This window comes from Rhodanobacter sp. Soil_C_14 (assembly GCF_057657335.1).
This window is the reverse complement of sequence record NZ_JBDGIQ010000001.1, coordinates 185623-207712: the sequence shown is the minus strand read 5'-3', so window position 1 is coordinate 207712 and position 22090 is coordinate 185623. Positions and strand designations below refer to the sequence as shown.

The 22090-nt window shown below is 66.9% G+C and carries 22 protein-coding genes; all 22 read left to right on the top strand.

The features are described from left to right. Positions 1-27 precede the first annotated feature (27 nt). The 22 genes from fabG to nuoK all read left to right on the top strand — a co-directional run bounded on the left by fabG (position 28) and on the right by nuoK (position 22088). Positions 28-771 carry a 3-oxoacyl-ACP reductase FabG gene (gene fabG, locus AC3A56_RS00895; RefSeq protein WP_056718830.1) on the top strand — a complete coding sequence of 248 codons (744 nt, stop codon included), beginning with the start codon at positions 28-30 and terminating at the stop codon, positions 769-771. A 197-nt stretch (positions 772-968) separates the two neighbouring features. After that, positions 969-1208, top strand: a complete 240-nt coding sequence (acpP, locus tag AC3A56_RS00890) for an acyl carrier protein (protein ID WP_007805185.1) — start codon at positions 969-971, stop codon at positions 1206-1208. 242 nt (positions 1209-1450) lie between these two features. After that, complete coding sequence (gene fabF, locus AC3A56_RS00885; protein ID WP_007805186.1) at positions 1451-2689, top strand: beta-ketoacyl-ACP synthase II; 1239 nt, start codon at positions 1451-1453, stop codon at positions 2687-2689. A 10-nt stretch (positions 2690-2699) separates the two neighbouring features. After that, the gene (locus AC3A56_RS00880) at positions 2700-4046 is read left to right on the top strand and encodes an aminodeoxychorismate synthase component I (RefSeq protein WP_487769026.1); all 1347 of its coding nucleotides are present in this window, start codon (positions 2700-2702) and stop codon (positions 4044-4046) included. After that, positions 4046-4873 (top strand): aminodeoxychorismate lyase, encoded by an 828-nt coding sequence (gene pabC, locus AC3A56_RS00875; RefSeq protein ID WP_487769025.1) that lies wholly within the window; start codon positions 4046-4048, stop codon positions 4871-4873. The genes AC3A56_RS00880 and pabC overlap by 1 nt, the downstream gene beginning before the upstream one ends. Next, positions 4870-5904: an endolytic transglycosylase MltG gene (mltG, locus tag AC3A56_RS00870; protein WP_056718833.1), complete on the top strand. Its 1035-nt coding sequence runs from the start codon at positions 4870-4872 to the stop codon at positions 5902-5904. Before pabC ends, mltG begins: the two co-directional genes overlap by 4 nt. Then, a complete protein-coding gene (gene tmk, locus AC3A56_RS00865; RefSeq protein WP_487769024.1) occupies positions 5901-6539 on the top strand; it encodes a dTMP kinase in 639 nt (212 codons plus the stop codon). The genes mltG and tmk overlap by 4 nt, the downstream gene beginning before the upstream one ends. Continuing rightward, positions 6536-7471, top strand: coding sequence for a DNA polymerase III subunit delta' (gene holB / locus AC3A56_RS00860; protein ID WP_487769023.1), 936 nt, complete (start codon positions 6536-6538; stop codon positions 7469-7471). The genes tmk and holB overlap by 4 nt, the downstream gene beginning before the upstream one ends. Beyond that, entirely contained in the window at positions 7468-8421 is a 954-nt protein-coding gene (locus tag AC3A56_RS00855; RefSeq protein ID WP_487769022.1) for a PIG-L deacetylase family protein, read from the top strand. Before holB ends, AC3A56_RS00855 begins: the two co-directional genes overlap by 4 nt. A gap of 191 nt (positions 8422-8612) precedes the next feature. Next, entirely contained in the window at positions 8613-11462 is a 2850-nt protein-coding gene (locus tag AC3A56_RS00850; protein ID WP_487769021.1) for a sensor domain-containing phosphodiesterase, read from the top strand. Positions 11463-11546: 84 nt separating this feature from the next. Further along, on the top strand, positions 11547-11900 hold the full coding sequence (locus tag AC3A56_RS00845) for a PilZ domain-containing protein (protein ID WP_007805201.1): 354 nt from the start codon (positions 11547-11549) through the stop codon (positions 11898-11900). A 285-nt stretch (positions 11901-12185) separates the two neighbouring features. After that, positions 12186-12542 (top strand): NADH-quinone oxidoreductase subunit A, encoded by a 357-nt coding sequence (locus AC3A56_RS00840; RefSeq protein WP_007805203.1) that lies wholly within the window; start codon positions 12186-12188, stop codon positions 12540-12542. Continuing rightward, positions 12533-13090, top strand: coding sequence for a NuoB/complex I 20 kDa subunit family protein (locus AC3A56_RS00835; protein ID WP_007805204.1), 558 nt, complete (start codon positions 12533-12535; stop codon positions 13088-13090). The genes AC3A56_RS00840 and AC3A56_RS00835 overlap by 10 nt, the downstream gene beginning before the upstream one ends. Positions 13091-13113: 23 nt before the next feature. Then, the gene (locus AC3A56_RS00830) at positions 13114-13842 is read left to right on the top strand and encodes an NADH-quinone oxidoreductase subunit C (RefSeq protein WP_487769020.1); all 729 of its coding nucleotides are present in this window, start codon (positions 13114-13116) and stop codon (positions 13840-13842) included. Positions 13843-13844: 2 nt separating this feature from the next. Then, complete coding sequence (locus AC3A56_RS00825; RefSeq protein WP_056718839.1) at positions 13845-15098, top strand: NADH-quinone oxidoreductase subunit D; 1254 nt, start codon at positions 13845-13847, stop codon at positions 15096-15098. Positions 15099-15119: 21 nt separating this feature from the next. Next, positions 15120-15689 (top strand): NADH-quinone oxidoreductase subunit NuoE, encoded by a 570-nt coding sequence (gene nuoE, locus AC3A56_RS00820; protein ID WP_007805207.1) that lies wholly within the window; start codon positions 15120-15122, stop codon positions 15687-15689. Then, the gene (gene nuoF / locus AC3A56_RS00815; protein WP_487769019.1) at positions 15689-17014 is read left to right on the top strand and encodes an NADH-quinone oxidoreductase subunit NuoF; all 1326 of its coding nucleotides are present in this window, start codon (positions 15689-15691) and stop codon (positions 17012-17014) included. The genes nuoE and nuoF overlap by 1 nt, the downstream gene beginning before the upstream one ends. Before the next feature lie 265 nt (positions 17015-17279). Next, a complete protein-coding gene (gene nuoG, locus AC3A56_RS00810; protein WP_487769018.1) occupies positions 17280-19601 on the top strand; it encodes an NADH-quinone oxidoreductase subunit NuoG in 2322 nt (773 codons plus the stop codon). 4 nt (positions 19602-19605) lie between these two features. Next, positions 19606-20634: an NADH-quinone oxidoreductase subunit NuoH gene (gene nuoH / locus AC3A56_RS00805; protein ID WP_056718842.1), complete on the top strand. Its 1029-nt coding sequence runs from the start codon at positions 19606-19608 to the stop codon at positions 20632-20634. A 7-nt stretch (positions 20635-20641) separates the two neighbouring features. Further along, a complete protein-coding gene (gene nuoI, locus AC3A56_RS00800; protein WP_007805211.1) occupies positions 20642-21133 on the top strand; it encodes an NADH-quinone oxidoreductase subunit NuoI in 492 nt (163 codons plus the stop codon). A gap of 8 nt (positions 21134-21141) precedes the next feature. After that, on the top strand, positions 21142-21786 hold the full coding sequence (locus tag AC3A56_RS00795; RefSeq protein ID WP_487769017.1) for an NADH-quinone oxidoreductase subunit J: 645 nt from the start codon (positions 21142-21144) through the stop codon (positions 21784-21786). Further along, positions 21783-22088: an NADH-quinone oxidoreductase subunit NuoK gene (nuoK, locus tag AC3A56_RS00790; RefSeq protein WP_007805214.1), complete on the top strand. Its 306-nt coding sequence runs from the start codon at positions 21783-21785 to the stop codon at positions 22086-22088. Before AC3A56_RS00795 ends, nuoK begins: the two co-directional genes overlap by 4 nt. Positions 22089-22090 lie beyond the last annotated feature (2 nt).

The following is a 22090-nucleotide window of genomic DNA, read 5'->3' as shown; positions in this document are numbered from 1 at the left end:
CATCGAATTTCCGAAGGAAAGTTGTTCATGAGCAAACCACTGCAAGGTGAAATCGCGCTGGTCACCGGCGCCAGTCGCGGCATCGGCGCGGCGATCGCGGACGAACTGGCGGCGATGGGCGCCACCGTCATCGGCACGGCCACCAGCGACGGCGGTGCCGCCGCCATCGGCGAGCGCATGGCCGCCCATGGCGGTCACGGCCGCAAGCTGGACGTCACCGACGGCGCGGCCGTCGAGGGCCTGGTCGAGGCGATCGCGAAGGAGTTCGGCACGGTCTCGATCCTGGTCAACAACGCGGGGATCACCCGCGACCAGTTGTTGATGCGCATGAAGGAAGAGGACTGGCAGGCGATCATCGACACCAACCTCACCTCGGTCTACCGCACCTCGAAGGCGGTGATGCGCGGCATGATGAAGGCGAAGAAGGGTCGCATCATCTCGATCGCCTCGGTGATCGGCCTCACCGGCAATCCGGGCCAGGCCAATTACGCGGCGGCCAAAGCGGGCATCATCGCGTTCTCCAAGTCGCTGGCCCGCGAGATCGGCAGCCGCGGCATCACCGTCAACGTGGTAGCGCCGGGCTTCATCGATACCGACATGACCCGGGCACTGCCCGAGGACGCCAAACAGGCGATGCTGGGGCAGATCGCGCTGGGGCGGCTGGGCGAGGCGAAGGACATCGCCAGCGCGGTGGGCTTCCTGGCCTCGCCGGCGGCTGCCTACATCACCGGAGAAACACTGCACGTCAACGGCGGCATGTACATGCCGTAGCGTGGGTTGACGCAGTTGTCGCCAGCAGCTTCGTTTTAGGCGACAATTGCGCTTTCGTGCCGGTCAGCGGGGGTCTGACCCCCGTGATGCCGGCCCATCGTGGCAGCCTTGCGGTTTAGCCACTACAATGCGCCGGCCTTTTGCAGGCTTTGAGCCGGCACAGACAAATCAATTACTCCTTGAGAGGTATGGGCAACATGAGCACCATCGAAGAGCGCGTCAAGAAAATCGTCATCGAGCAGTTGGGCGTGAAGGAAGATGAAGTCACGGCGAACGCTTCGTTCGTTGACGACCTGGGCGCAGATTCGCTGGACACGGTGGAACTGGTGATGGCACTCGAAGAAGAATTCGAGACCGAGATCCCGGATGAAGATGCCGAGAAGATCACCACCGTGCAGCAGGCCGTCGATTACATCAAGGCCCACTCCAAGGATTGATCGGCAGTGAATTGACCGCCGTTGAGCGGATGGGCTCGCCTGGTGCGGGCCGGTTCGTTCACACGGCGGTACCGAAGGCTGCGCCATCTTGGCGCAGTTTTCGTTTCTGCATTTTGTAACGTCCGATCCCGTATGGTCGCCGGGGAATCCGGCGGCCCGGATGAATCGCGGATCGGACGAGTCATGGCTTTACCTGCGCTGTCGGCAGCGGCAGACCCGCGCAATCACGTAAGGAAATCAGCATGAGCAAGCGACGTGTGGTAGTGACCGGCATGGGCATCATCTCGCCGGTCGGCAACGACATCGCCAGCGCCTGGGATCGCGTCGTCCAGGGCGTCAGCGGGATCGGCCCGGTCACGCATTTCGACACCTCCGCTTATTCCACGCGCATTGCCGGCCAGGTCAGCGGCTTCGATCCGGCTGACTGGATGGCGGCGAAAGACGTCAAGAAGATGGACCCGTTCATCCACTATGGCGTGGCCGCTGGCACCCAGGCCCTGCGCGATTCCGGGCTGGAAGTGACCGAGGCGAATGCGCCCCGCATCGGCGTGGCCGTGGGCGCCGGCATCGGCGGCCTGTACACGATCGAGGCGACCGCGCTGGAGCTGGCCGCCAAGGGCCCGCGCCGCGTCTCGCCGTTCTACGTGCCCAGCTCGATCATCAACATGGTCTCGGGCCAGCTGTCGATCATGTTCGGCCTGAAAGGCCCGAACATCGCCTGCGTGACGGCGTGCACCACCGGCACCCACAACATCGGCCTGGCCGCGCGGATGATCCAGTACGGCGATGCCGACGCGATGATCGCCGGCGGCGCCGAGTTCGCCACCACCGGCACCGCGATGGCCGGCTTCTGCTCGGCCAAGGCGATGTCCACCCGCAACGACGAGCCGACCAGGGCCAGCCGTCCGTGGGACAAGGATCGCGACGGCTTCGTGCTGTCCGACGGTTCCGGCGTGCTGATGCTGGAAGAGTACGAACACGCCAAGGCCCGCGGCGCTCGCATCTACGCCGAGCTGGTCGGTTTCGGCATGAGTGGCGACGCGTACCACATGACCGCACCCAGCGAGGGTGGCGAAGGCGCGGCGCGCTGCATGCAGACGGCGCTGGACGATGCACGCCTGAACCCCGCCGAGGTGCAGTACGTCAATGCGCATGGCACCTCCACGCCGCTGGGCGACCTGGGCGAGGTGATGGCGGCGAAGAAGGTGTTTGGCGACCATGCCTACAAGCTGGCGATGAGCTCGACCAAGTCGACCACCGGCCACCTGCTGGGTGCGGCCGGCGGCGTCGAGGCGATCTTCACCATCCTGGCGCTGCGCGACCAGGTGCTGCCGCCCACGATCAACCTGGACAATCCCGGCGAAGGTTGCGATCTCGACTTCGTGCCGAACACCGCGCGCGAGGCGAAGTTCGACGTGGCGATCTCCAACTCGTTCGGCTTTGGCGGCACCAACGGCACGCTGGCCTTCCGTCGCGTCTGACGCGCCACGCGTGACCTGCCATCGCCGCATCCTGTCCGGCCGGCGCGACCTGCTCGCGCCGGCCGCTTCATTTCCCGCGCGCTATCCCTGCCTGCTGGAAAGCGTGGTGCATGGCACCGCGCAGTCGCGCTACGACATCCTGTTCGGATTTCCCGAAGACTCGCTGAGCCTGCACGCGGACGGGAGCCTGCGCGACCACGACGGACGGCAGCGGGAAGGGCGCTTCCTCGACGCGCTGGATGAGGACTGGCGCGCCGCCCGCCTGCCGCCCGCGGACGACGACCTGCCGTTCCATGGCGGCTGGGTGCTGCTGCTGGCCTATGAACTGGCCGGCGAAATCGAGCCGGGCCTGCGCCTGCGCCCGCCCGCCGAGCTGCCCCTGGCGCTGGCGCTGCGCTGCCCGGCGGCGGTGATCGTCGACCATGCACGTGACTGCACGATCCTGGTCGCCGAGGAGGCGCGGGAGGATCTTCTCGACCGGCTCGAAGCGGATCTCTGCGCGGAATCCTCGATCCCGCCGCTGGCCGGACCGTGCGGTTGGGACGAGGACGCGCCGGAACATTTCCTCGAAGGCGTGGCGCGCATCCACGAGCATCTCCATGCCGGCGACATCTTCCAGGTGAACCTGTCGCGCGCCTGGCGCGCCCGTTATGCGCAGCCGCCCACCGCGGCCTCGCTCTACGCGGTATTGCGCCGTGCCAACCCGGCGCCGTTTGCGGGCCTGCTGCAGCAGCCGGGCTGGGCGGTGGTGAGCTCGTCGCCGGAACGGCTGGTCGAAGTGCGCGGCGGCGTGGCGCAGACCCGGCCGATCGCCGGCACCCGTCCACGCGTGCCCGGTGACGACGATGCGGCGCGCATCCGCGAGCTCAGCGCGCATCCGAAGGAGCGCGCCGAGCACGTGATGCTGATCGACCTGGAGCGCAACGACCTGGGTCGGGTCTGCATTCCGGGCACGGTCGCGGTCGACGAGCTGATGGTGGTGGAGAGTTACGCCCACGTTCACCACATCGTCTCCAATGTACGCGGGCGACTGCGCAGCGAGGTGACGCCCGGCGAGGTGATTGCCGCGACGTTCCCTGGCGGCACCATCACCGGTTGTCCCAAGGTGCGCTGCATGGAAATCATCGCGGCGCTGGAAGACGCGCCACGCGGCGCCTATACCGGCGCGCTGGGTTATCTCGATCGCAACGGTGAGCTCGACTTGAACATCCTGATCCGCACGCTGACCCTGCTGGGCAACGAAGTGAGCCTGCGCGCCGGCGCCGGCATCGTGGCCGATTCGGTGGCGGCCAGCGAGCTGGCGGAAACCCGTGCCAAGGCGCGCGGGCTGCTGCGCGCGCTGGGAGTGCCGGACTGATGTCTGCGCGCATCCTGGTCGACGGCGCAGCGGCGCAGCAGGTTTCGGTGCTGGATCGTGGCCTGGCCTACGGTGACGGCCTGTTCGAAAGCATTCGCCTGGTCGGCGGCGTCGCGCCCCTGTGGTCGCGTCACATGCAACGACTGGCCGATGGCTGCGCGCGCCTGCGGATTCCCGCGGCCGACCCGCAGCAACTTTGGCGCGAGGCGTTGCAGGTCAGCGCCGGCATGCCGCAGTCGGTGGTCCGCATCACGCTCAGCCGCGGCCAGGGTGAGCGCGGCTACGCGCTGCCGGTCCACGTGCAACCCACCCGCGTGGTGGCTGCATTCGCACCACCGCAAGTGGATCGGGACGTGTATGCGCAAGGCGTGCGCATGCGCGTCTGCGCCATCCGCATGGCGGAACAGCCCCTGCTGGCCGGCATCAAGCATCTGAACCGGCTGGAGCAGGTCATGGCGCGGGCCGAGTGGGATGATCCGGCGATCGCCGAAGGCGTCCTGCTGGATAGCCACGAGCGGGTGATTTCGGCGACCATGGCCAATCTGTTTGCGGTGATCGATGGTCAGTTGCTGACGCCATCGCTGGTCCGTTGCGGCGTGGCCGGGGTGGCGCGAGCCGAGGTGCTGGCATGCTGTCCCGAGGCGCGAGTGGGTGACATGAAGCTGGCGATGCTGCACGCGGCGGACGAGTTGTTCCTCAGTTCGAGTGTGCGCGGCATCGTGCCGGTGCGTTCGCTCGATGGACGTGACCATCGGCCCGGTGCACTCACGCGCCGGTTGCAGCAGCATTGGCAGGACCTGGGTTTCACGATGGAGCAGGCTGGATGAGTGACAAACGGGTGCGCGGCCGCGCATGGCTCAAGCTGCTGGTGCTCCTGTTGCTGGCGGCGGCCGGCGCCGTGTTCTATCTCGGCAACGCCTATACGCGGTTCAATTCGACGCCGCTGAACGTGGCGGCCGGCGGTGGCAGCATCGAGGTGGCCCGGGGTAGCAGCTTCAGGGACATCGTCGCCGACCTGCGCCGGCAGGGCCTGAGCACGGCCAACCCGCTGTACTGGCGGGCGCTGGCGGCGCAGATGCGAGTGGCCGGCAAGCTGCATGCCGGCGAGTACGCGCTCGAGCCGGGCATCACGCCGCGCCAGCTGCTGGCCAACATGGCGGCAGGCCGGGTGCTGCAGCGCAATTTCACCATCGTCGACGGCTGGACCTTCGCCGAGCTGCGCCAGGCGCTGGCCAGGGCGGAGAAGCTGCAGCACGACAGCGCGAACCTGGATGACGCCGCCCTGATGCAGAAGATCGGTGCGGGCGGCGAGGCGCCGGAAGGGCGCTTCCTGCCCGAGACCTATGCCTATGTGAAGGGCGACAGCGATCTGGACATCCTGCGCCGTGCGCACGCCGCGATGGTGAAGACGCTGGATGAATTGTGGCCGGGCCGCGCGCCGGACCTGCCGCTGGCCACGCCGTACGAGGCGCTGATCCTGGCCTCGATCGTGGAGAAGGAAACCGGCCTTCCCGTCGAGCGGGCGCAGATCGCCGGGGTGTTCGTGCGGCGGCTGCAGAACCACATGCTGCTGCAGACCGACCCCAGCGTGATCTACGGCATGGGTGCGAACTACGCCGGCAATATCCGCAAGAGCGACCTGACCACCGACACGCCGTTCAACACCTATACCCGGGCCGGCCTGCCGCCGACGCCGATCGCCTTGCCCGGCAGGCCCGCGCTGGTCGCGGCCCTGCATCCGGCCGCCGGCGACGCGCTGTATTTCGTGGCGCGTGGCGATGGCGGCCACGTGTTTGCGCGCTCGCTGGAAGAACACAATCGCAATGTCGACTGCTACCAGCGGAAGCGTTGCCGATGATCGCGCGAGGGAAGTTCATCAGCCTCGAAGGCGGCGAGGGCGCGGGCAAGAGCACCTTGCTGGCCGGCCTGCGCGAACACCTCGAACGAAACGGCGTGTCGCTGGTGCAGACGCGCGAACCCGGCGGAACCACCGTGGGCGAGGCCGTGCGTGCCATCGTGCTCGATCCGGCCCAGCGCGGCATGGCCGCGGAAACCGAACTGCTGCTGATGTTCGCCGCGCGTGCGCAACTGGTGCGCGAGGTGATCGAGCCGGCGCTGGCGGCGGGGCGCTGGGTGCTGTGTGACCGCTACGCTGATGCCAGCCATGCCTACCAGGGTGGCGGTCGCGGCCAGCCGACCGAACGCATCGCGGAGCTGGAACGCTGGGCCTGCATGGGCGTGCAGCCGGACCTGACCCTGCTGCTCGACCTGCCGGTGGCCACCGGGCGGGCGCGCGCCGCCGGACGCGGCGACGCCGACCGCATCGAGGTCGAGGCGGATGCCTTCTTCGAGCGCGTGCGTGCCCGTTATCGCGAGCGTGCCGCGGCCGAACCCGAACGGTTCCGGACGCTCGACGCCGGCCAGTCGCCGGCCCAGGTGCTGGCTACCGCCACGATGGCATTGGAAGACCTGCTGGCCGGGGCGCGGCCATGAGCGTGCTGTCCTGGCAGGTTCCGCACTGGGCGCGGCTGCAGGCGAGTCGCCAGCGCGGGGCACTGGCGCACGCCCTGCTGGTCTGCGGCGCCGCCGGCCTGGGCAAGCGCGCGTTCGTCCAGCATTTCATGCAGGGTCTGCTGTGCAGTGAGCCGGTGGACGGCGAGCCCTGCGGCCATTGCCGCAGCTGCCTGCTGATCGCCGCCGGTTCCCACCCGGACCTGGTCACCTTGAGTTTCGGGCTGCGCAAGGACGGCGTGCAGCGCAGCGAGATTGTGGTCGACCAGATCCGCGAACTGTCCGCGCGGCTGGCGATGAACAGCCAGTTCGGCGGCTGGCAGGTGGCAGTCATCGACCCTGCCGACGCGATGAACGCGGCTGCCGCCAATGCGCTGCTGAAGACGCTGGAGGAGCCGGCCGCGCAGACCATGCTGATCCTGCTGGCCGATGCGCCCTGGCGCCTGCCGCAGACGATTCGCAGTCGTTGCCAGCGGGTCGAGTTCCAGCTTCCGGCCGAAGCCGATGCGCTGGCCTGGCTGCAGGACGAAGGCGTGCGCCATCCCGCGGAGGCGCTGGCGGCGGCTGCCGGCAATCCCGGCCTGGCCCTGGCCTGGGCCGGCGAGGGCGCGCTGGAGCGCCGGCAGGAAGTGCGCAAGGACCTGGCGGCGCTGGCCGCCGGCCGGGGACAGCCCATCGAGGTCGTCAAGCGCTGGCTGGACAACGAGCCGGCGCAGCGGCTGTGGTTCGCCGCCCAGGCCACCGCGGACGAGATCCGCGCACGTTCATCAGCCAGCACCACCCCGTTGGCCAGCGCCATGGACGTCGAGGCGCTGGCGCACTGGTATGACGCGGTCAATCGTACCCGCGAGGCCCTGCGCGGGCCGCTTCGTGGCGACCTGTTGCTGCTCGAACTGCTCGCGCAGTGGCGATGACCCCGGCTGGCGGCATCTCGCTGACGTCGGCGGCGATGGATGGCCTGCCGGAGTTTTCCGGGCAGACCCGGTTGCTGGTGGTCGCGCCGCATCCGGATGACGAAACCATCGCCACCGGCCTGCTGATCCAGCGGGTGCGTGCGGCGGGCGGCGAGGTGCGCATCCTGCTGCTCACGGCCGGCGACAACAATCCCTGGCCGCAGCGCTGGCTGGAGCGACGCATCCGCATTGGCGCCGACGATCGCAAGCGCTGGGGCCAGCGCCGTCGTGGCGAGATGTTGCAGGCGCTGCAGCAGCTTGGCCTGGCTGATTCGAGCCTGCAGTCGCTGGGCTGGCCGGACATGGGACTGACCGAACTGCTGTTGCAGTCGTCCGAGGCCACCGTGGCGACGCTGGCGGCGGCCATCGATGCGTTTCGCCCCAGCCTGGTGCTGGCGCCGGCGCTGTCCGACCATCATCCGGATCATGGCTCGGCGCACGTGCTGGCGCGCCTGGCCCTGGCAGCGCAGGCCGACCCGCCGCCCCTGCTGGGCTACCTGGTGCACGGGGAGCGGGGCGACGAGTCCTTCGAAGTGGCCGGCAGCACCTTGCAGCTCGCCCGCAAGCTCGCTGCGCTGGAGGCACATCGCAGCCAGATGGCACTCAGCGGCACGCGCATGCGGCATCTGGCCGGCCGGCCGGAGTGCTGGGCCTGGCCAGCCCCGCCACTGGCGGCCTTGCCCTGGCGGCCGCCAGCCTGGTTGAACCCGTGGCTGCGGCTCAGCGTGGTCAGTGCAGCGGGGGTGGAACGCTGGCGCTGGGCACAGGCCCCGCTGCAACGCGACGATGCCGGAAGCTGGCGCCTGTTGCCCTCCGTCGTGGCACGGCAGGCGCCGGTCTTCGCGCGCCTGACCCTGGCCTTGCCCACGCCGTGGATTTTCGATCACTGGGGCTGGTGCGAACTTTCCTGATCGGCTGCCCGTACAGGACGGCTCTTGCGCGCCCCGGTTGACCGGGCTAGCTTGAGGCAGGGGGAAGATGACGGTGGCCTGGTCCGTCATCACGTCCGGTCACGCAATCCGGTGACGGCAATTCCAGTGGTTCCAGCAGCTGCCTGGAAGGGCAGACGTCATCGCAGCCGGTCCATCCGGCGGACATCCGAATGCACATATCGGAGCAGGACTCGACGCAGGTGGCAGCCGATGCCGCGTCAGGCGAGAGTTTCCATGCCGCGTTGTCCGAGATCGGGCAGCTGCTGGTGCGTGCGCTGGAGCCGGCAGTCCTGTACGAGGCGGTGATCGAGGTCCTGCAGCGCCAAATCGGCGCGCGGCTGGTGATGGTGGGCGAACTGGACTACCGCAGCGGCTGGCTGCAGCGCATCGCGCCCGCCGACGTGGCTGCCGGGATGGCCGACATCTACCCCGAACGCATCCCGTTTTCGGCGGCGCAGCCCGCGTTCTGGCGCGGCGAGCCGCAACTCGAAGCCGACATCCGCCACAGCGAGGCCCTGCAGATGTTCCGGCCCGCCTACGCAAGGCACGAAGTGGGTGCCGCGCTGGCCGTGCCGGTGCTGAAGTTTGGCGAAGTCTGCGCGGCGCTGATGATACGGGCCGCGCACGCCGATTATTTCTCGCCGCGGATGATCGAGCTGCTGCAGCAGGCGGCGATCAGCATCGGGTTCGGTCTCGAAGCGCACGAGCAGCGCACGCGCCTGCTGCTGTCGGTGCAGGACGAGGCGCGCCAGCGGCGTGCGCTGCGCCTGCTCAGCGAGATGATCAAGCTGGTCACCCACAGCGAAAGCGAGCCGTCGCTGTTGTCCGGCGCCTGTCGCGTGCTGCGTGCCATCGGTGGTTACAGCGCTGCCTGGATCGGCCTGCTCGAAACCGGTGATCCGGGTCGCCTGCTTCAGCAGGCGCACGAAGGGCTGGACGCCGGCTTGCTGCAGGATCTCCAGTCGAGCCCGCTCGATCGGACGCCCGCGGGCGTCATGGTGGCCAGGGCGCTTGCACTGGGTCAGCCCCAGTCGAGCCATCCGGGCACGGCGCAGTCCGGATGTGCAGACGTGCAGTCGCTGCTGGCCTTGCCGCTGCGTGTGGCCGGGGCGATCGCCGGTTGCCTGGTCGTCGGCGCGGCCACGGCGGATGCCTTCGGCGACATCGAGATCCAGGCCTTCGCCGAGATGGCGGTGGAGCTGGGGCTGGGTATCCAGGTGCAGCGCGCCCAAACGGCCAGGCTGGCGGCGGAACAGGAACTGCGCTTCAACCTGCAGTATTTCCGCACGGTGCTGTCCAACCAGCACGCCGGCATCCTGGTGGTGTCCGAGGACGACCGCGTGGGATTTGCCAACGAGGCCTTCTGCACCCTGTTCGGCCTGCCCGAATCGCCCGCCGAGCTGGAGGGAAGGGCGGCGGACTGGCTCTACGCACGACTGCTTTCAACCTATGCCGATCCGGCATCCGCCGAACGGCGAATCGGCCAGATCCTGCAGCAGGACCTGCCCGTCAAGGGCGATGAAGTGACCATGGGCGACGGGCGCATCTTCCTGCGCGACTTCACCCCGGTGCGGGTCGGCGAGGTTGCCAGTGGACGCCTCTGGCATCACCGCGACATCACCCGGCAGAAGATGCACGAGGCACGTGTCGAGCGGCTGGCCTTCTATGACGTGGTGACCGGATTGCCGAACCGCCGCCTGCTGTTCGAGCTACTGGAACAGGCTCGTACCCGCGCCGGCACGCAAGGCAGCCTGCTGGCTGTGGGCGTGCTGGACCTGGATCGCTTCAAGAGCGTCAACGACACGATCGGCCATGGTGGCGGCGACCATGTGCTGGCGGAGGCCTCGGCGCGGGTCGTGGGCATGTTGCGCGAGGCGGACGTGCTGGCCCGCTTCGGCGGTGACGAGTTCGCCCTGGTCATCCCGGGCCTGGACAGCCGCGAGCAGCTCGACGTGATCAGCCGCTGCATCCTCCAGGTCCTGCGCGCGCCGTTCAATCTGATGGGCGAGCAACTGTACCTGTCGGCCAGCATCGGCTGGACCCTGTTTCCGCTGGACGAATCGGATGCCGAGGGCCTGGTGCGGCATGCCGACCTGGCGATGTACCAGGCCAAGGACGAGGGCAAGGATCGCGGCATGTTGTACGAGCCGGCGATGGAGCTCGAGCAGGTCCGCCTGCAGGCGATGCGCGAACGGATCGCGCAGGCCCTGCAGCAGGATCAGCTGCTGCTGCTGTTCCAGCCGATCGTCTATATCGACGGCCTGCCGGGCCTGCACGGCGTGGCCGGCATGGAAGCCCTGCTGCGACTGAGTGACAGCGATCCGCTGGTCGAGCCGGGCAATTTCATGCACGTGCTGGACGACCCGCAACTGGCTCGCCCGATCGGCCGCTACGTGCTGGAAGAGGCGCTGCGCTGCTGCCAGTCGTGGATCCGCGCGGGCGTTTCGATCCCGGTGTCGGTCAACATCAGTACCCGCCACCTGCTGCATCCGGCCTTCTTCACCGACATCGACGCCGTGCTGGAGAATTATCCCGACGTGATGGACGTGGGCTTCGGCATCGAGGTGACCGAGACCGGGCCGAGCATGGACCACGCCCGCGCCAAGGAAGTGATCGAGGAATGCCGCCGCCGCGGCATCCGCGTGGGCCTGGACGACTTCGGCACCGGCAGCGCCTCGCTGAGCCACATCCAGAAGCTCGACATCGAACACATCAAGCTGGACCAGAGCTTCGTGCGCGACATCATCAGCAACGACCGGAACATGGCGATCGCCGCGGGGGTGATCACCACGGCGCGCATGCTGGCCAAGGCGGTGATCGCCGAGGGCGTGGAAACGTCCGATCAGGGCGACCTGCTGGCCTCGCTCGGTTGCCATCAGTTGCAGGGCTTCTGGATATCCCGGCCCATGCCGGCCGCGCAGGTGCCGGACTGGGTTGCCGGCTGGGTTCCGCCGGGGTCCTGGGGCAGCCTGGTGAACGAGCGCCAGTCGCTTCTGGCGAGCCAGCAGGGCATTGCGTGACGCCGCCCGGTGGTATGCGCCGCTGACAGCCTCTAAGATCCGTCCCATCGACCGGACGTGTCACACGTCCGGCAGGAGCCAAGCATGAAACCCATGGGCGCCCGGCAGGGCATCATCTCGCTGAAAATCAAGGATGCGGCGTCGCTGTACAACGCGTACATGCCGTTCCTCAAGCACGGCGGCCTGTTTGCCGCCACCGCGCAGTCCTATTCGCTGGGCGACGAGGTGGTCCTGCTGGTGACCCTGGCGGAGGAAACCGAGCGCATCTCGGTGGTCGGCAAGGTGGTCTGGGTCAGTCCGGTCGGCGCCCAGGGCAATCGCACCGCTGGCATCGGCATCCACTTCAACGAGTCCGGCGATGCGGAAGCCGCCCGCAGCCGGATCGAGAACATCCTGGCCGGCACCCTCAACTCCGAGCGCCCCACGCACACGATGTGATGCGTGGGCGTCGCCGCGTCCGTACTTTGTGACGGGCATGTGTGGTGCGGTTAGTCGGCACGCAATCAGCCGTCAAGGCTTGTTGTACCCCCTCGCACTGATACAATGGCGGGATTCGCGAAATCTTTTCGCGAGACGTCGGACGTCCATGGCAGCAACGCCTGCGGACGGGGCTGGAAAGCCCAGGGTCCCAGCGGCCTGCCGAATCGAAATCGCCGGACCGTGAGTTGCCCGATCACACCCACGGTCACTGATGCGCCCAACGGCGCGGAGGTAAGTTGCATCGTGCTTGCCGAATACTGGCCTGTCCTGTTGTTCATCGGCGTCGCTGCCGGCCTTGGCGTGGTGCTGCTGGCCATTGGCCTGCTGGCGGGCCCGCGTCGTCCCGAGGCGGAGAAGCTGGCGCCGTACGAGTGCGGCTTCGAGGCGTTCGAGGACGCCCGCATGCGCTTCGACGTGCGCTACTACCTGCTTGCCATCCTGTTCATCATCTTCGATCTGGAAATCGCCTTCCTGTTTCCGTGGGCGGTGGTCTTCCAGCAGCTCGGCGTGATCGCGCTGATCGAGATGGGCCTGTTCCTGCTGTTGCTGGTCATCGGTTTCGCCTACGTGTGGAAGAAGGGAGCACTCGAATGGGAGTGATGGATTCCGTCAGCCGGGTGATGCACAACCCGGAGCCGTTGAACCTGGTCGACGACATCCTGCTGCCCGCCGGCGACAATCCGGTGGTGCAGCGTGGCTTCGCCACCACCAGCATCGACGCGCTGATGAACTGGGCGCGCACCGGCTCGATGTGGCCGATGACGTTCGGCCTGGCCTGCTGCGCGGTGGAGATGATGCATGCCGGCATGTCGCGACTGGACCTGGACCGCTACGGCGTGATCTTCCGTCCCAGCCCGCGCCAGTCCGACGTGATGATCGTGGCCGGCACCCTGGTCAACAAGATGGCCCCGGCGCTGCGCAAGGTCTACGACCAGATGCCCGAGCCGAAGTGGGTGATCTCGATGGGCAGCTGCGCCAACGGCGGCGGCTATTACCACTACTCCTATTCCGTGGTGCGTGGTTGCGACCGCATCGTGCCGGTGGACATCTACGTGCCAGGCTGCCCGCCCACGGCCGAAGCGCTGATCCACGGCATCCTGCAGTTGCAGAAGAAGATCCGCCGCACCAGCACCATCGCGCGCTCTTGAGCGGCACATCCGAAGGCGCAGCCATGACCGATACCCCCAAGACCTCGCTGGCCACCCAGCTGATCGCGCGATTCGGCGACACGCTGAGCATCAGCACGGTCCGCAATGAAACCGTCGCCGAACTCGCAGCGGCCGACCTGATCGCCGTGGCCACCGCGCTGCGCGACGAGCCGGCGTTCCGCTTCAGCGAACTGATCGACCTGTGCGGCATCGACTATCTCGGCTACGGCCAGACCGAGTGGGATACCGATACCGTCTCCGGCACTGGCTTTTCCCGCGGTGTGGAAGGCGAAGCCCAGGGTCGCTTCGACTGGGCCGGACGTCCCCGCGGCGGAAGCCAGCCGCGCCGCTTCGCCGCGGTGATCCAGTTGCTCTCGATCGAACACAACCGGCGCTTGCGCCTGCGCGTGTTCTGCGCGGACGACAGCCTGCCGGTGGTGCCTTCGCTGACCCTGGTGTGGCCGGGCGTGAACTGGTTCGAGCGCGAGGCGTTCGACCTGTACGGCATCATCTTCGATGGCCATCCCGACCTGCGCCGCATCCTCACCGACTATGGCTTCGTCGGCCATCCGTTCCGCAAGGACTTCCCGCTGATCGGCAACGTCGAAGTGCGCTACGACCCGCTGCAGAAGCGGGTGATCTACGAGCCGGTGTCGATCGAACCGCGCGTGCTGGTTCCACGCACCATTCGCGACGATGCCGACCTGATGCAGGCCAAGGCCGAAGCCGCCGATCACTGGCGGGAGAATTGAGCATGCAAGAGATCCGCAACTACACGATGAATTTCGGCCCGCAGCATCCGGCCGCCCATGGCGTGCTGCGCCTGATCATGGAGATGGACGGCGAGACCATCGTCCGCGCCGATCCCCACGTGGGCCTGCTGCATCGCGGTACCGAGAAGCTGGCCGAGTCCAAGCCTTTCAACCAGTCGATCGGCTACATGGACCGGCTCGACTACGTGTCGATGATGTGCAACGAGCACGCCTACGTGCGCTCGATCGAGACCCTGCTGGGGATCGCGGCGCCGGAGCGTGCGCAGTACATCCGCACCATGTTCGACGAGATCACCCGCATCCTGAACCACCTGATGTGGATCGGCTCGAACGCGCTCGACCTGGGCGCGATGGCGGTGATCCTGTACGCGTTCCGCGAACGCGAGGAACTGATGGACGTCTACGAGGCGGTGTCGGGCGCGCGCATGCACGCCACGTACTATCGCCCCGGCGGCGTCTACCGCGACCTGCCCGAACAGATGTCGAAGTACCGCGAGTCGCCGTGGCACAAGGGTGCCGACCTGAAGCGCATCAACAGCTGGCGCGAAGGTTCGATGCTCGACTACCTCGAGGCGTTCACCGCCGACTTCCCGTCCAAGGTGGACGAGTACGAGGAACTGCTCACCACCAACCGCATCTGGAAGCAGCGCACCGTCGGCATCGGCGTGATCAGCCCGGAACTGGCCCAGCAATGGGGCATGACCGGCGCGATGCTGCGCGGCTCGGGCGTCGAGTGGGACCTGCGCAAGAAGCAGCCGTACGCGAAGTACGCCGAGATGGACTTCGACATCCCGGTCGGCGTCAACGGCGACTGCTACGACCGTTACCTGGTGCGCGTGGAAGAGATGCGCCAGTCCAACCGGATCATCCGGCAGTGCGTGCAGTGGCTGAAGGCCAACCCCGGCCCGGTGATGGTGAAGAACTTCAAGGTCGCCCCGCCGTCGCGGGTCGAGATGAAGGAGGACATGGAAGCCATGATCCATCACTTCAAGCTGTTCACCGAAGGCTATTGCGTGCCGGCCGGCGAGACCTATTGCGCGGTCGAGGCGCCCAAGGGCGAGTTCGGCTGCTACCTGGTTTCCGACGGCGCCAACAAGCCGTTCCGCGTGCACCTGCGCGCACCGGGCTTCGCCCACCTGTCATCCATGGACACCATCGTGCGCGGCCACATGCTCGCCGACGTGGTGGCCATGATCGGTACCTATGACCTCGTGTTCGGCGAAGTGGATCGCTGAGCCGGCACGACGGAGAAACCCATGAAAGCCACCGGACATTTCGAGCAGGTCAGGAACGTCGACCCGTTCGCCGTACTCACCGAACACACCCGCCGGCACATCGATGCCTGGGCGGCCAAGTTCCCGCCGGACCGCAAGCGCTCGGCGCTGATCCAGGCGCTGTTTGGCGCGCAGGAGCAGAACCATGGCTACCTCACCGACGAGCTGATCACCGCGGTGGCCAAGTATCTCGAGCTGCCGGCGATTTGGGCGTACGAGGTGGCCAGCTTCTACTCGATGCTGGAAACCAGGCCGGTCGGCCGCAACAACGTGGCGATCTGCACCAACATCTCGTGCTGGCTCAACGGCGCGGAAGACCTGCTGCGCCACTGCGAGACCAAGCTCGGCATCAAGGCGGGCGAAAGCACGCCCGATGGCCGGATCTATCTGAAACTGGAAGAAGAATGCATCGCGGCGTGCGTGTACGCGCCGGCGATGACGGTGAACGGTCATTACCATGAGCGCCTGACCGTCGAGAAGATCGACGCGATCCTCGATGGCCTGAGCATGGATGGCCCTGCGCACGGCCACGACGCCGAGGGGAACCACTGATGGCTGTCGGACCCGCACCCCAGGACCACCAGGTCGTCTACACTACGTTGCATTTCGACAAGCCGTGGTCGATGGAAAGCTACGAGAAGGTCGATGGCTACCAGGCGTGGAAGAAGATCCTCGCCGAGAAGCCCGATCCGGCCTCGCTGGTCGACGAGATCAAGAAGAGCAGCCTGCGCGGCCGTGGCGGCGCGGGCTTCCCGACCGGCCTGAAGTGGTCCTTCATGCCCAAGGGCGACATGCAGAAGTACATCCTGTGCAACTCGGACGAGTCCGAGCCGGGCACGGCGAAGGACCGCGACATCCTGCGCTACAACCCGCATGCGGTGATCGAGGGCCTGGCCATCGCCTGCTATTGCACCGGTTCCACCGTGGCCTACAACTACCTGCGCGGCGAATTCCATCACGAGCCCTACGAGCACATCGAGGAGGCGCTGAAGGAAGCTTACGCCGCCGGCCTGCTCGGCAAGAACGTGCAGGGCAGTGGCATCGACGTGGACATCTACAACGCGCTCGGCGCGGGCGCCTATATCTGCGGCGAAGAAACCGCGCTGATGGAATCGCTGGAAGGCAAGAAGGGCCAGCCGCGCTTCAAGCCGCCGTTCCCGGCCGGTTTCGGCCTGTATGGCAAGCCGACCACGATCAACAACACCGAGACCTATGCCTCGGTGCCGGCGATCCTGCGCAACGGCGCCGACTGGTTCCTCGACCTCGGCAAGCCGAACAATGGCGGCCCGAAGATCTTTTCCGTCTCCGGCCACGTCAACAACCCCGGCAATTTCGAGATCCGCCTGGGCACGCCGTTCTCCGAGCTGCTGGCGATGGCCGGCGGCGTGCGCAACGGCCACAAGCTCAAGGCGGTGATCCCCGGCGGCTCGTCGATGAAGGTGCTGCCGGCCGAGATCATGCTCGACAGCACGATGGACTACGACTGCCTGCAGAAGGCCGGTTCGGGCCTGGGTTCCGGCGCGGTGATCGTGATGGACGAAACCACCTGCATGGTCAGGGTCTGCCACCGCATCTCGCGTTTCTACAAGGCCGAGTCGTGTGGCCAGTGCACGCCGTGCCGCGAGGGCACCGGCTGGATGCACCGGGTGCTGACCCGCATCGTCGAGGGCAGGGGCACCGAGGAAGACCTGCATCGGCTGAAGGCGATCGCCGGCCAGATCGAGGGCCACACCATCTGCGCATTCGGCGAAGCCGCCGCGTGGCCGGTGCAGGGCTTCCTGGCCCGCTTCTGGAATGAATTCGAATACTTCGTGCAGCACGGTCGCTCGATGGTCGAGGACAAGCTTGCACAAGCCAACTCTGGAGTTGCTGCATGAGTGCGCAGCCGAGGAGCCAGAATTCATACGCCGAGCACCTCGCGTTGCGCCTGAGCGGTCGTCAGGTGGTAGCGCGTGGCGCAGTGCCAGACTGGGTGTCTGGCCAAGCCGCGGGCTGCCGCATGGCGGCCGCTCAGGCGCAACCCTCCGGGCCGGGTCTGTTTGCCCGCAATCCTGCGTCATTGCTCAGTCATGTATCGACATACAATCCTTCGCGCTTCCTTGTCTTGCGCGCAAACAGCTCCCGGCGCGAGGTGCTCGGCGTATGAATTCTGGCTCTAACACCGCGCCGGACCTGATCAACATCGAGGTCGACGGCAAGCCGACGCAGATCCGCAAGGGCGCGATGATCATCGAGGCGGCCGACGCGATCGGCGTGTCGATCCCGCGTTTCTGCTATCACCGCAAGCTGCCGATCGCCGCCAATTGCCGCATGTGCCTGGTCGACGTGGAGATGGGCGGCAAGCTGATGCCCAAGCCGCAGCCGGCGTGCGCCACTCCGGTGGCCGAAGGCATGAAGGTGATGACGCGCTCGGACAAGGCGCTGAAATTCCAGAAAGACGTGATGGAATTCCTGCTGATCAACCATCCGCTGGACTGCCCGGTCTGCGACCAGGGTGGCGAGTGCGAATTGCAGGACGTGGCGCTGGGCTATGGCCGCAGCGTGTCGCGCTACACCGAGCGCAAGCGCGCCGTGGCCGACGAGAACATCGGGCCGCTGGTCGCCACCGAGATGACCCGCTGCATTCACTGCACCCGCTGCGTGCGCTTCACCAGCGAGATCGCCGGCAGCTATGAGCTCGGCGGCATGGGGCGTACCGAAGACCTGCAGATCGGCACCTATATCGGCAAGACGATCGAGACCGAGCTGTCCGGCAACATCATCGATGTCTGCCCGGTCGGCGCGCTGACCAACAAGCCGTTCCAGTTCAAGGCACGTGCCTGGGAGCTGGTCGCCAAGCCGTCCGTCGGCTACCACGATGCGCTGGGTTCCAACCTGTGGCTGCACGTGCGCCGTGGCGAGGTGCTGCGCACCGTGCCTCGCGACAACGAGGCGGTCAACGAGTGCTGGCTGTCCGATCGCGACCGCTACAGCCACCAGGGCATGTATGCCGACGACCGCATCGGCAAGCCGGAGATCAAGCGCAACGGCCAGTGGCAGGTGGTTGGCTGGGAAGAGGCGCTGGAATTTGCCGGCGAGGCACTGAAGAAGGCGCCGGGCAGCGAGCTGGGCATGCTGGTTCATCCGGCCAGCTCGAACGAGGAAGGCGATCTGCTGATGCGGCTGGCCCGCGGCCTGGGCAGCGCCCACGTCGATCATCGCCTGCGCCAGCTCGATTTCGCCGACAACCCCGTGGCGCGCCCGTTCGGCTTGCCGGTGGCGGAAGTCGGCCAGGTCCGCGCAGCGTTGCTGGTCGGTTCGGACCTGCGCCACGAGATGCCGCTGCTCAACCACCGCATCCACCAGGCGACCAAGAAGGGCGCCAGGATCTACGCGATCAATCCGGCGCGTTTCGATTTCAATTACAAGCTGGCCGGTGAGGCGATCGTTGCCCCGTCGGCCATGGTCGACGCCCTGATGACGCTGGCCAGGGCGGCAGTCGCCGCGGGCGCTTCGGCGCCGGCGGCGCTGGCCGACGCCATTGCTGCGGTAGCGGGCGACGACGCCGGCAACGACACGATCGCGGCGCTGAAGTCGGGCCCGGCGGTGGTGATCCTGGGCGAGGCCGCGGTAACCCATCCGCAGGCGTCCTGGTTGCGTGCCATCGCCCGTTTCATTGCCGACGCCACGGGCGCCGGCTACGACGAGTTGCCGGTGGGCGCCAATGCGGTGGGCCTGGCCCAGCTCGGCGTGGTGCCGGGCAATGGCGGGCTGGACGCGCAGGCGATGCTGGCGCAGCCGCGCAAGAGCTATGTGTTGTACGGTGTCGAGCCGCCGCACGATTTCGCCGATGGCGCAGCGGCCCTGAACGCCTTGCGCGCGGCCGAGCAGGTGGTGGCGTTCAGCGCCTACGCCAGCCCGGCGCTGCGCGAGGTGGCCGACGTGATCCTGCCGATCGCCTTGCTGCCGGAAAGCGAGGCCACCCTGGTCAACGTCGACGGCCTGGCCCAGGGCGTGGCGGCCGGCGCGAAGGCACCGGGGGAGGCCCGGCCGGGCTGGAAGGTGCTGCGTGCGCTGGGCGGCGCGCTGCAACTGGCCGGTTTCGAGTTCGACGATCTTGCCGGTCTGCGCGAAGGTATCGCCGGGCGGGCGGTCTCCGAACGCCAGGGTCTGGCGGCGCGCGTCACGACGGGCGGCCTGAGCCGTCTGGCGACCTGGCCGATCTATCGCATGGATGCCGTGCTGCGTCGTGCCACGGCGCTGAATGCGCATCCGCTCAATCGTGCCCCGGCGGCGCGCATGAATGCCGCCGAGGCGACCCGCCAGGGTCTTGCCGTCGGCGACACCGTACGTGTGGTCGAGGCCTCGTTGCCGCTGGTGATCGATGCCGCCGTGCCCGATGGCGCGGTCTGGATCGAGGCTGCGCATGACCTCACCGCCACGCTGCCGCCGTATGGCGCGTCCATCACCCTGAGCAAGGCTTAAGCAGATGCTTGATCAACTCATCCATCAGCTCGTCGTGCCGATCCTGTACATCCTGGCGATCGTGTTGCCGCTGGTGCTCGCGGTGGCGATGTTCGTCTACTGGGAGCGCAAGGTTCTCGGCTGGATGCACGTGCGCATGGGACCGAACAAGATCGGCCCGTTCGGCGTGCTGCAGGCCTTCGCCGACGTGGTGAAACTGCTGATCAAGGAAGTGATCCTGCCGACCAAGGCGAACCGCTTCCTCTACTACATGGCACCGATGATCGCGCTGGTGCCCGCGCTGGCGGTGTGGGCGGTGGTGCCGTTCAGCAGCTCGATGGTGCTGTCCAACGCGAACGCCGGCGTGCTGTACCTGCTGGCGATGACCTCGATGGGCGTGTACGGCATCATCATCGCCGGCTGGGCGTCCAACTCGCGCTATGCGCTGCTCGGCGCGATGCGTTCGGCCGCGCAGGTGATCTCATACGAGCTGGCGATGGGCCTGTGCCTGGTCTGCGTGCTGGTGCTGGCCGGTTCGCTGAACCTCACCGAGATCGTCAACGCGCAGGCCGGCAGCAAGGGCATCTTCGACTGGTTCTGGCTGCCGTTGCTGCCGGTGTTCGTGATCTATTTCATCTCCGGCGTGGCCGAGACCAACCGCGCCCCGTTCGACGTGGCCGAGGGCGAGTCGGAGATCGTGGCCGGCTTCCACGTGGAGTACTCCGGCTCGGCGTTCGCGCTGTTTTTCCTGGCCGAATACGCCAGCATGATCCTGGTCAGCTTCCTGGCCGCGATCCTGTTCATGGGCGGCTGGCTGTCGCCGTTCCCGGCCTCGTGGGGCTTCATCGGACACGGTGGTTTTCCGTGGCTGCTGCTCAAGGCCTTCCTGTTCTCCTTCATGTTCCTGTGGTTCCGCGCCACCTTTCCGCGCTATCGCTATGACCAGATCATGCGGCTGGGCTGGAAGGTGTTCATTCCCATCGCCATCGCGTGGGTTTTCGTGGCGGGCCTGATGAAGTACTACGGCCTGGTCAGCATCGGCACGGGGGCCTGAGGATCCAATGAATCGCATTTCCGCCTATTTCAAGAGCCTGCTGCTGATCGAGCTGCTGCAGGGCATGGCGCTGACCATGCGCTACATGTTCAAGCCCAAGTACACGATGCGCTACCCGATGGAGCACATCCCCAAGTCGAACCGCTTCCGCGGCCTGCACGCGCTGCGCCGCTACGCGAACGGCGAGGAACGCTGCATTGCCTGCAAGCTGTGCGAGGCGGTGTGCCCGGCGCTGGCGATCACGATCGACTCGGCGCCCCGCGAGAGCGACGGCCAGCGTCGCACCACCCGCTACGAGATCGACCTGTTCAAGTGCATCTTCTGCGGCTTCTGCGAAGAAAGCTGCCCGGTGGACTCGATCGTCGAGACCTCGATCCACGAGTACCACTTCGAGAACCGCGGCGAGAACGTGGTGGACAAGCAGAAGCTGCTTGCCATCGGCGACCGCTTCGAACAGCAGATCGCCGCCGACCGCGCACAAGACGCGGCGTACCGCTGAGGCCCCCGATGAATCCCCAACTGCTTCAACTCATCTGCTTCTACGCCTTCGGCTTCGTCACCGTGGCCGCCGCGCTGTCGGTGATCACGCTGAAGAATTCGGTGCACGCGGTGCTGGCGCTGGTGCTGACCTTTTTCAGCGCCGCCTGCCTGTGGCTGCTGCTGGAGGCCGAGTTCCTCGCCCTGGCGCTGATCGTGGTCTACGTCGGCGCCGTGATGGTGCTGTTCCTGTTCGTGGTGATGATGCTCGACATCGACCAGGAGAAAATGCGCGAGGGCTTCGTGAAGTTCCTGCCGATCGGCCTGTTCGTGGCCGCGATCATGCTGGCGGAAATGCTGGGCCTGATCGGCGTGCGCGCGATGCAGGCGCACGTGATGGGCGCCGATCCGGCGGTGGCCGCCGGTGTGTCCAACACCGCCTGGCTGGGCCGCGCGCTGTACACGAGCTTCCTGCTGCCGTTCGAGATTGCGGCGCTGATCCTCACCGTGGGTATCGTGGCCGCCGTGGCGCTGACCCTGCGCGAGCGTCGCGACGCCCGCTACGAGTCGGCCAGCCAGCAGGTCAGGGCGGACCCGAACCGTCGCGTGCGCATCGTGAAGATGGCCGCTATCCGTCCCGACGAATCGACCGAATCACAGGAGCCGCAGCCATGATCACGCTTGCGCACTACATCGTGCTGGGCGCGGTGCTGTTCTGCATCGCCGTCGCCGGCCTGTTCATCAACCGCAAGAACGTGATCGTGCTGCTGATGTCGATCGAGTTGATGCTGCTTGCCGTGAACATGAACTTCGTGGCGTTCTCGCGCTTCCTCGGCGACGTGTCGGGGCAGGTGTTCGTGTTCTTCATCCTCACCGTGGCCGCGGCAGAAGCTGCCATCGGCCTGGCGATCCTGGTGCTGCTGTTCCGTACGCGCAGCACGATCAATATCGCCGACATCGACAGCATGAAGGGTTGATC

Excerpts from the sequence above, each read along its gene's own strand:
- fabG (WP_056718830.1), top strand. The coding sequence starts at position 28 with ATGAGCAAACCACTGCAAGGTGAAATCGCGCTGGTCACCGGCGCCAGT.
- acpP (WP_007805185.1), top strand. The coding sequence starts at position 969 with ATGAGCACCATCGAAGAGCGCGTCAAGAAAATCGTCATCGAGCAGTTG.
- fabF (WP_007805186.1), top strand. The coding sequence starts at position 1,451 with ATGAGCAAGCGACGTGTGGTAGTGACCGGCATGGGCATCATCTCGCCG.
- pabC (WP_487769025.1), top strand. The coding sequence starts at position 4,046 with ATGTCTGCGCGCATCCTGGTCGACGGCGCAGCGGCGCAGCAGGTTTCG.
- mltG (WP_056718833.1), top strand. The coding sequence starts at position 4,870 with ATGAGTGACAAACGGGTGCGCGGCCGCGCATGGCTCAAGCTGCTGGTG.
- tmk (WP_487769024.1), top strand. The coding sequence starts at position 5,901 with ATGATCGCGCGAGGGAAGTTCATCAGCCTCGAAGGCGGCGAGGGCGCG.
- holB (WP_487769023.1), top strand. The coding sequence starts at position 6,536 with ATGAGCGTGCTGTCCTGGCAGGTTCCGCACTGGGCGCGGCTGCAGGCG.
- AC3A56_RS00855 (WP_487769022.1), top strand. The coding sequence starts at position 7,468 with ATGACCCCGGCTGGCGGCATCTCGCTGACGTCGGCGGCGATGGATGGC.
- AC3A56_RS00850 (WP_487769021.1), top strand. The coding sequence starts at position 8,613 with ATGCACATATCGGAGCAGGACTCGACGCAGGTGGCAGCCGATGCCGCG.
- AC3A56_RS00845 (WP_007805201.1), top strand. The coding sequence starts at position 11,547 with ATGAAACCCATGGGCGCCCGGCAGGGCATCATCTCGCTGAAAATCAAG.
- AC3A56_RS00835 (WP_007805204.1), top strand. The coding sequence starts at position 12,533 with ATGGGAGTGATGGATTCCGTCAGCCGGGTGATGCACAACCCGGAGCCG.
- AC3A56_RS00830 (WP_487769020.1), top strand. The coding sequence starts at position 13,114 with ATGACCGATACCCCCAAGACCTCGCTGGCCACCCAGCTGATCGCGCGA.
- AC3A56_RS00825 (WP_056718839.1), top strand. The coding sequence starts at position 13,845 with ATGCAAGAGATCCGCAACTACACGATGAATTTCGGCCCGCAGCATCCG.
- nuoE (WP_007805207.1), top strand. The coding sequence starts at position 15,120 with ATGAAAGCCACCGGACATTTCGAGCAGGTCAGGAACGTCGACCCGTTC.
- nuoF (WP_487769019.1), top strand. The coding sequence starts at position 15,689 with ATGGCTGTCGGACCCGCACCCCAGGACCACCAGGTCGTCTACACTACG.
- nuoG (WP_487769018.1), top strand. The coding sequence starts at position 17,280 with ATGAATTCTGGCTCTAACACCGCGCCGGACCTGATCAACATCGAGGTC.
- nuoH (WP_056718842.1), top strand. The coding sequence starts at position 19,606 with ATGCTTGATCAACTCATCCATCAGCTCGTCGTGCCGATCCTGTACATC.
- nuoI (WP_007805211.1), top strand. The coding sequence starts at position 20,642 with ATGAATCGCATTTCCGCCTATTTCAAGAGCCTGCTGCTGATCGAGCTG.
- AC3A56_RS00795 (WP_487769017.1), top strand. The coding sequence starts at position 21,142 with ATGAATCCCCAACTGCTTCAACTCATCTGCTTCTACGCCTTCGGCTTC.
- nuoK (WP_007805214.1), top strand. The coding sequence starts at position 21,783 with ATGATCACGCTTGCGCACTACATCGTGCTGGGCGCGGTGCTGTTCTGC.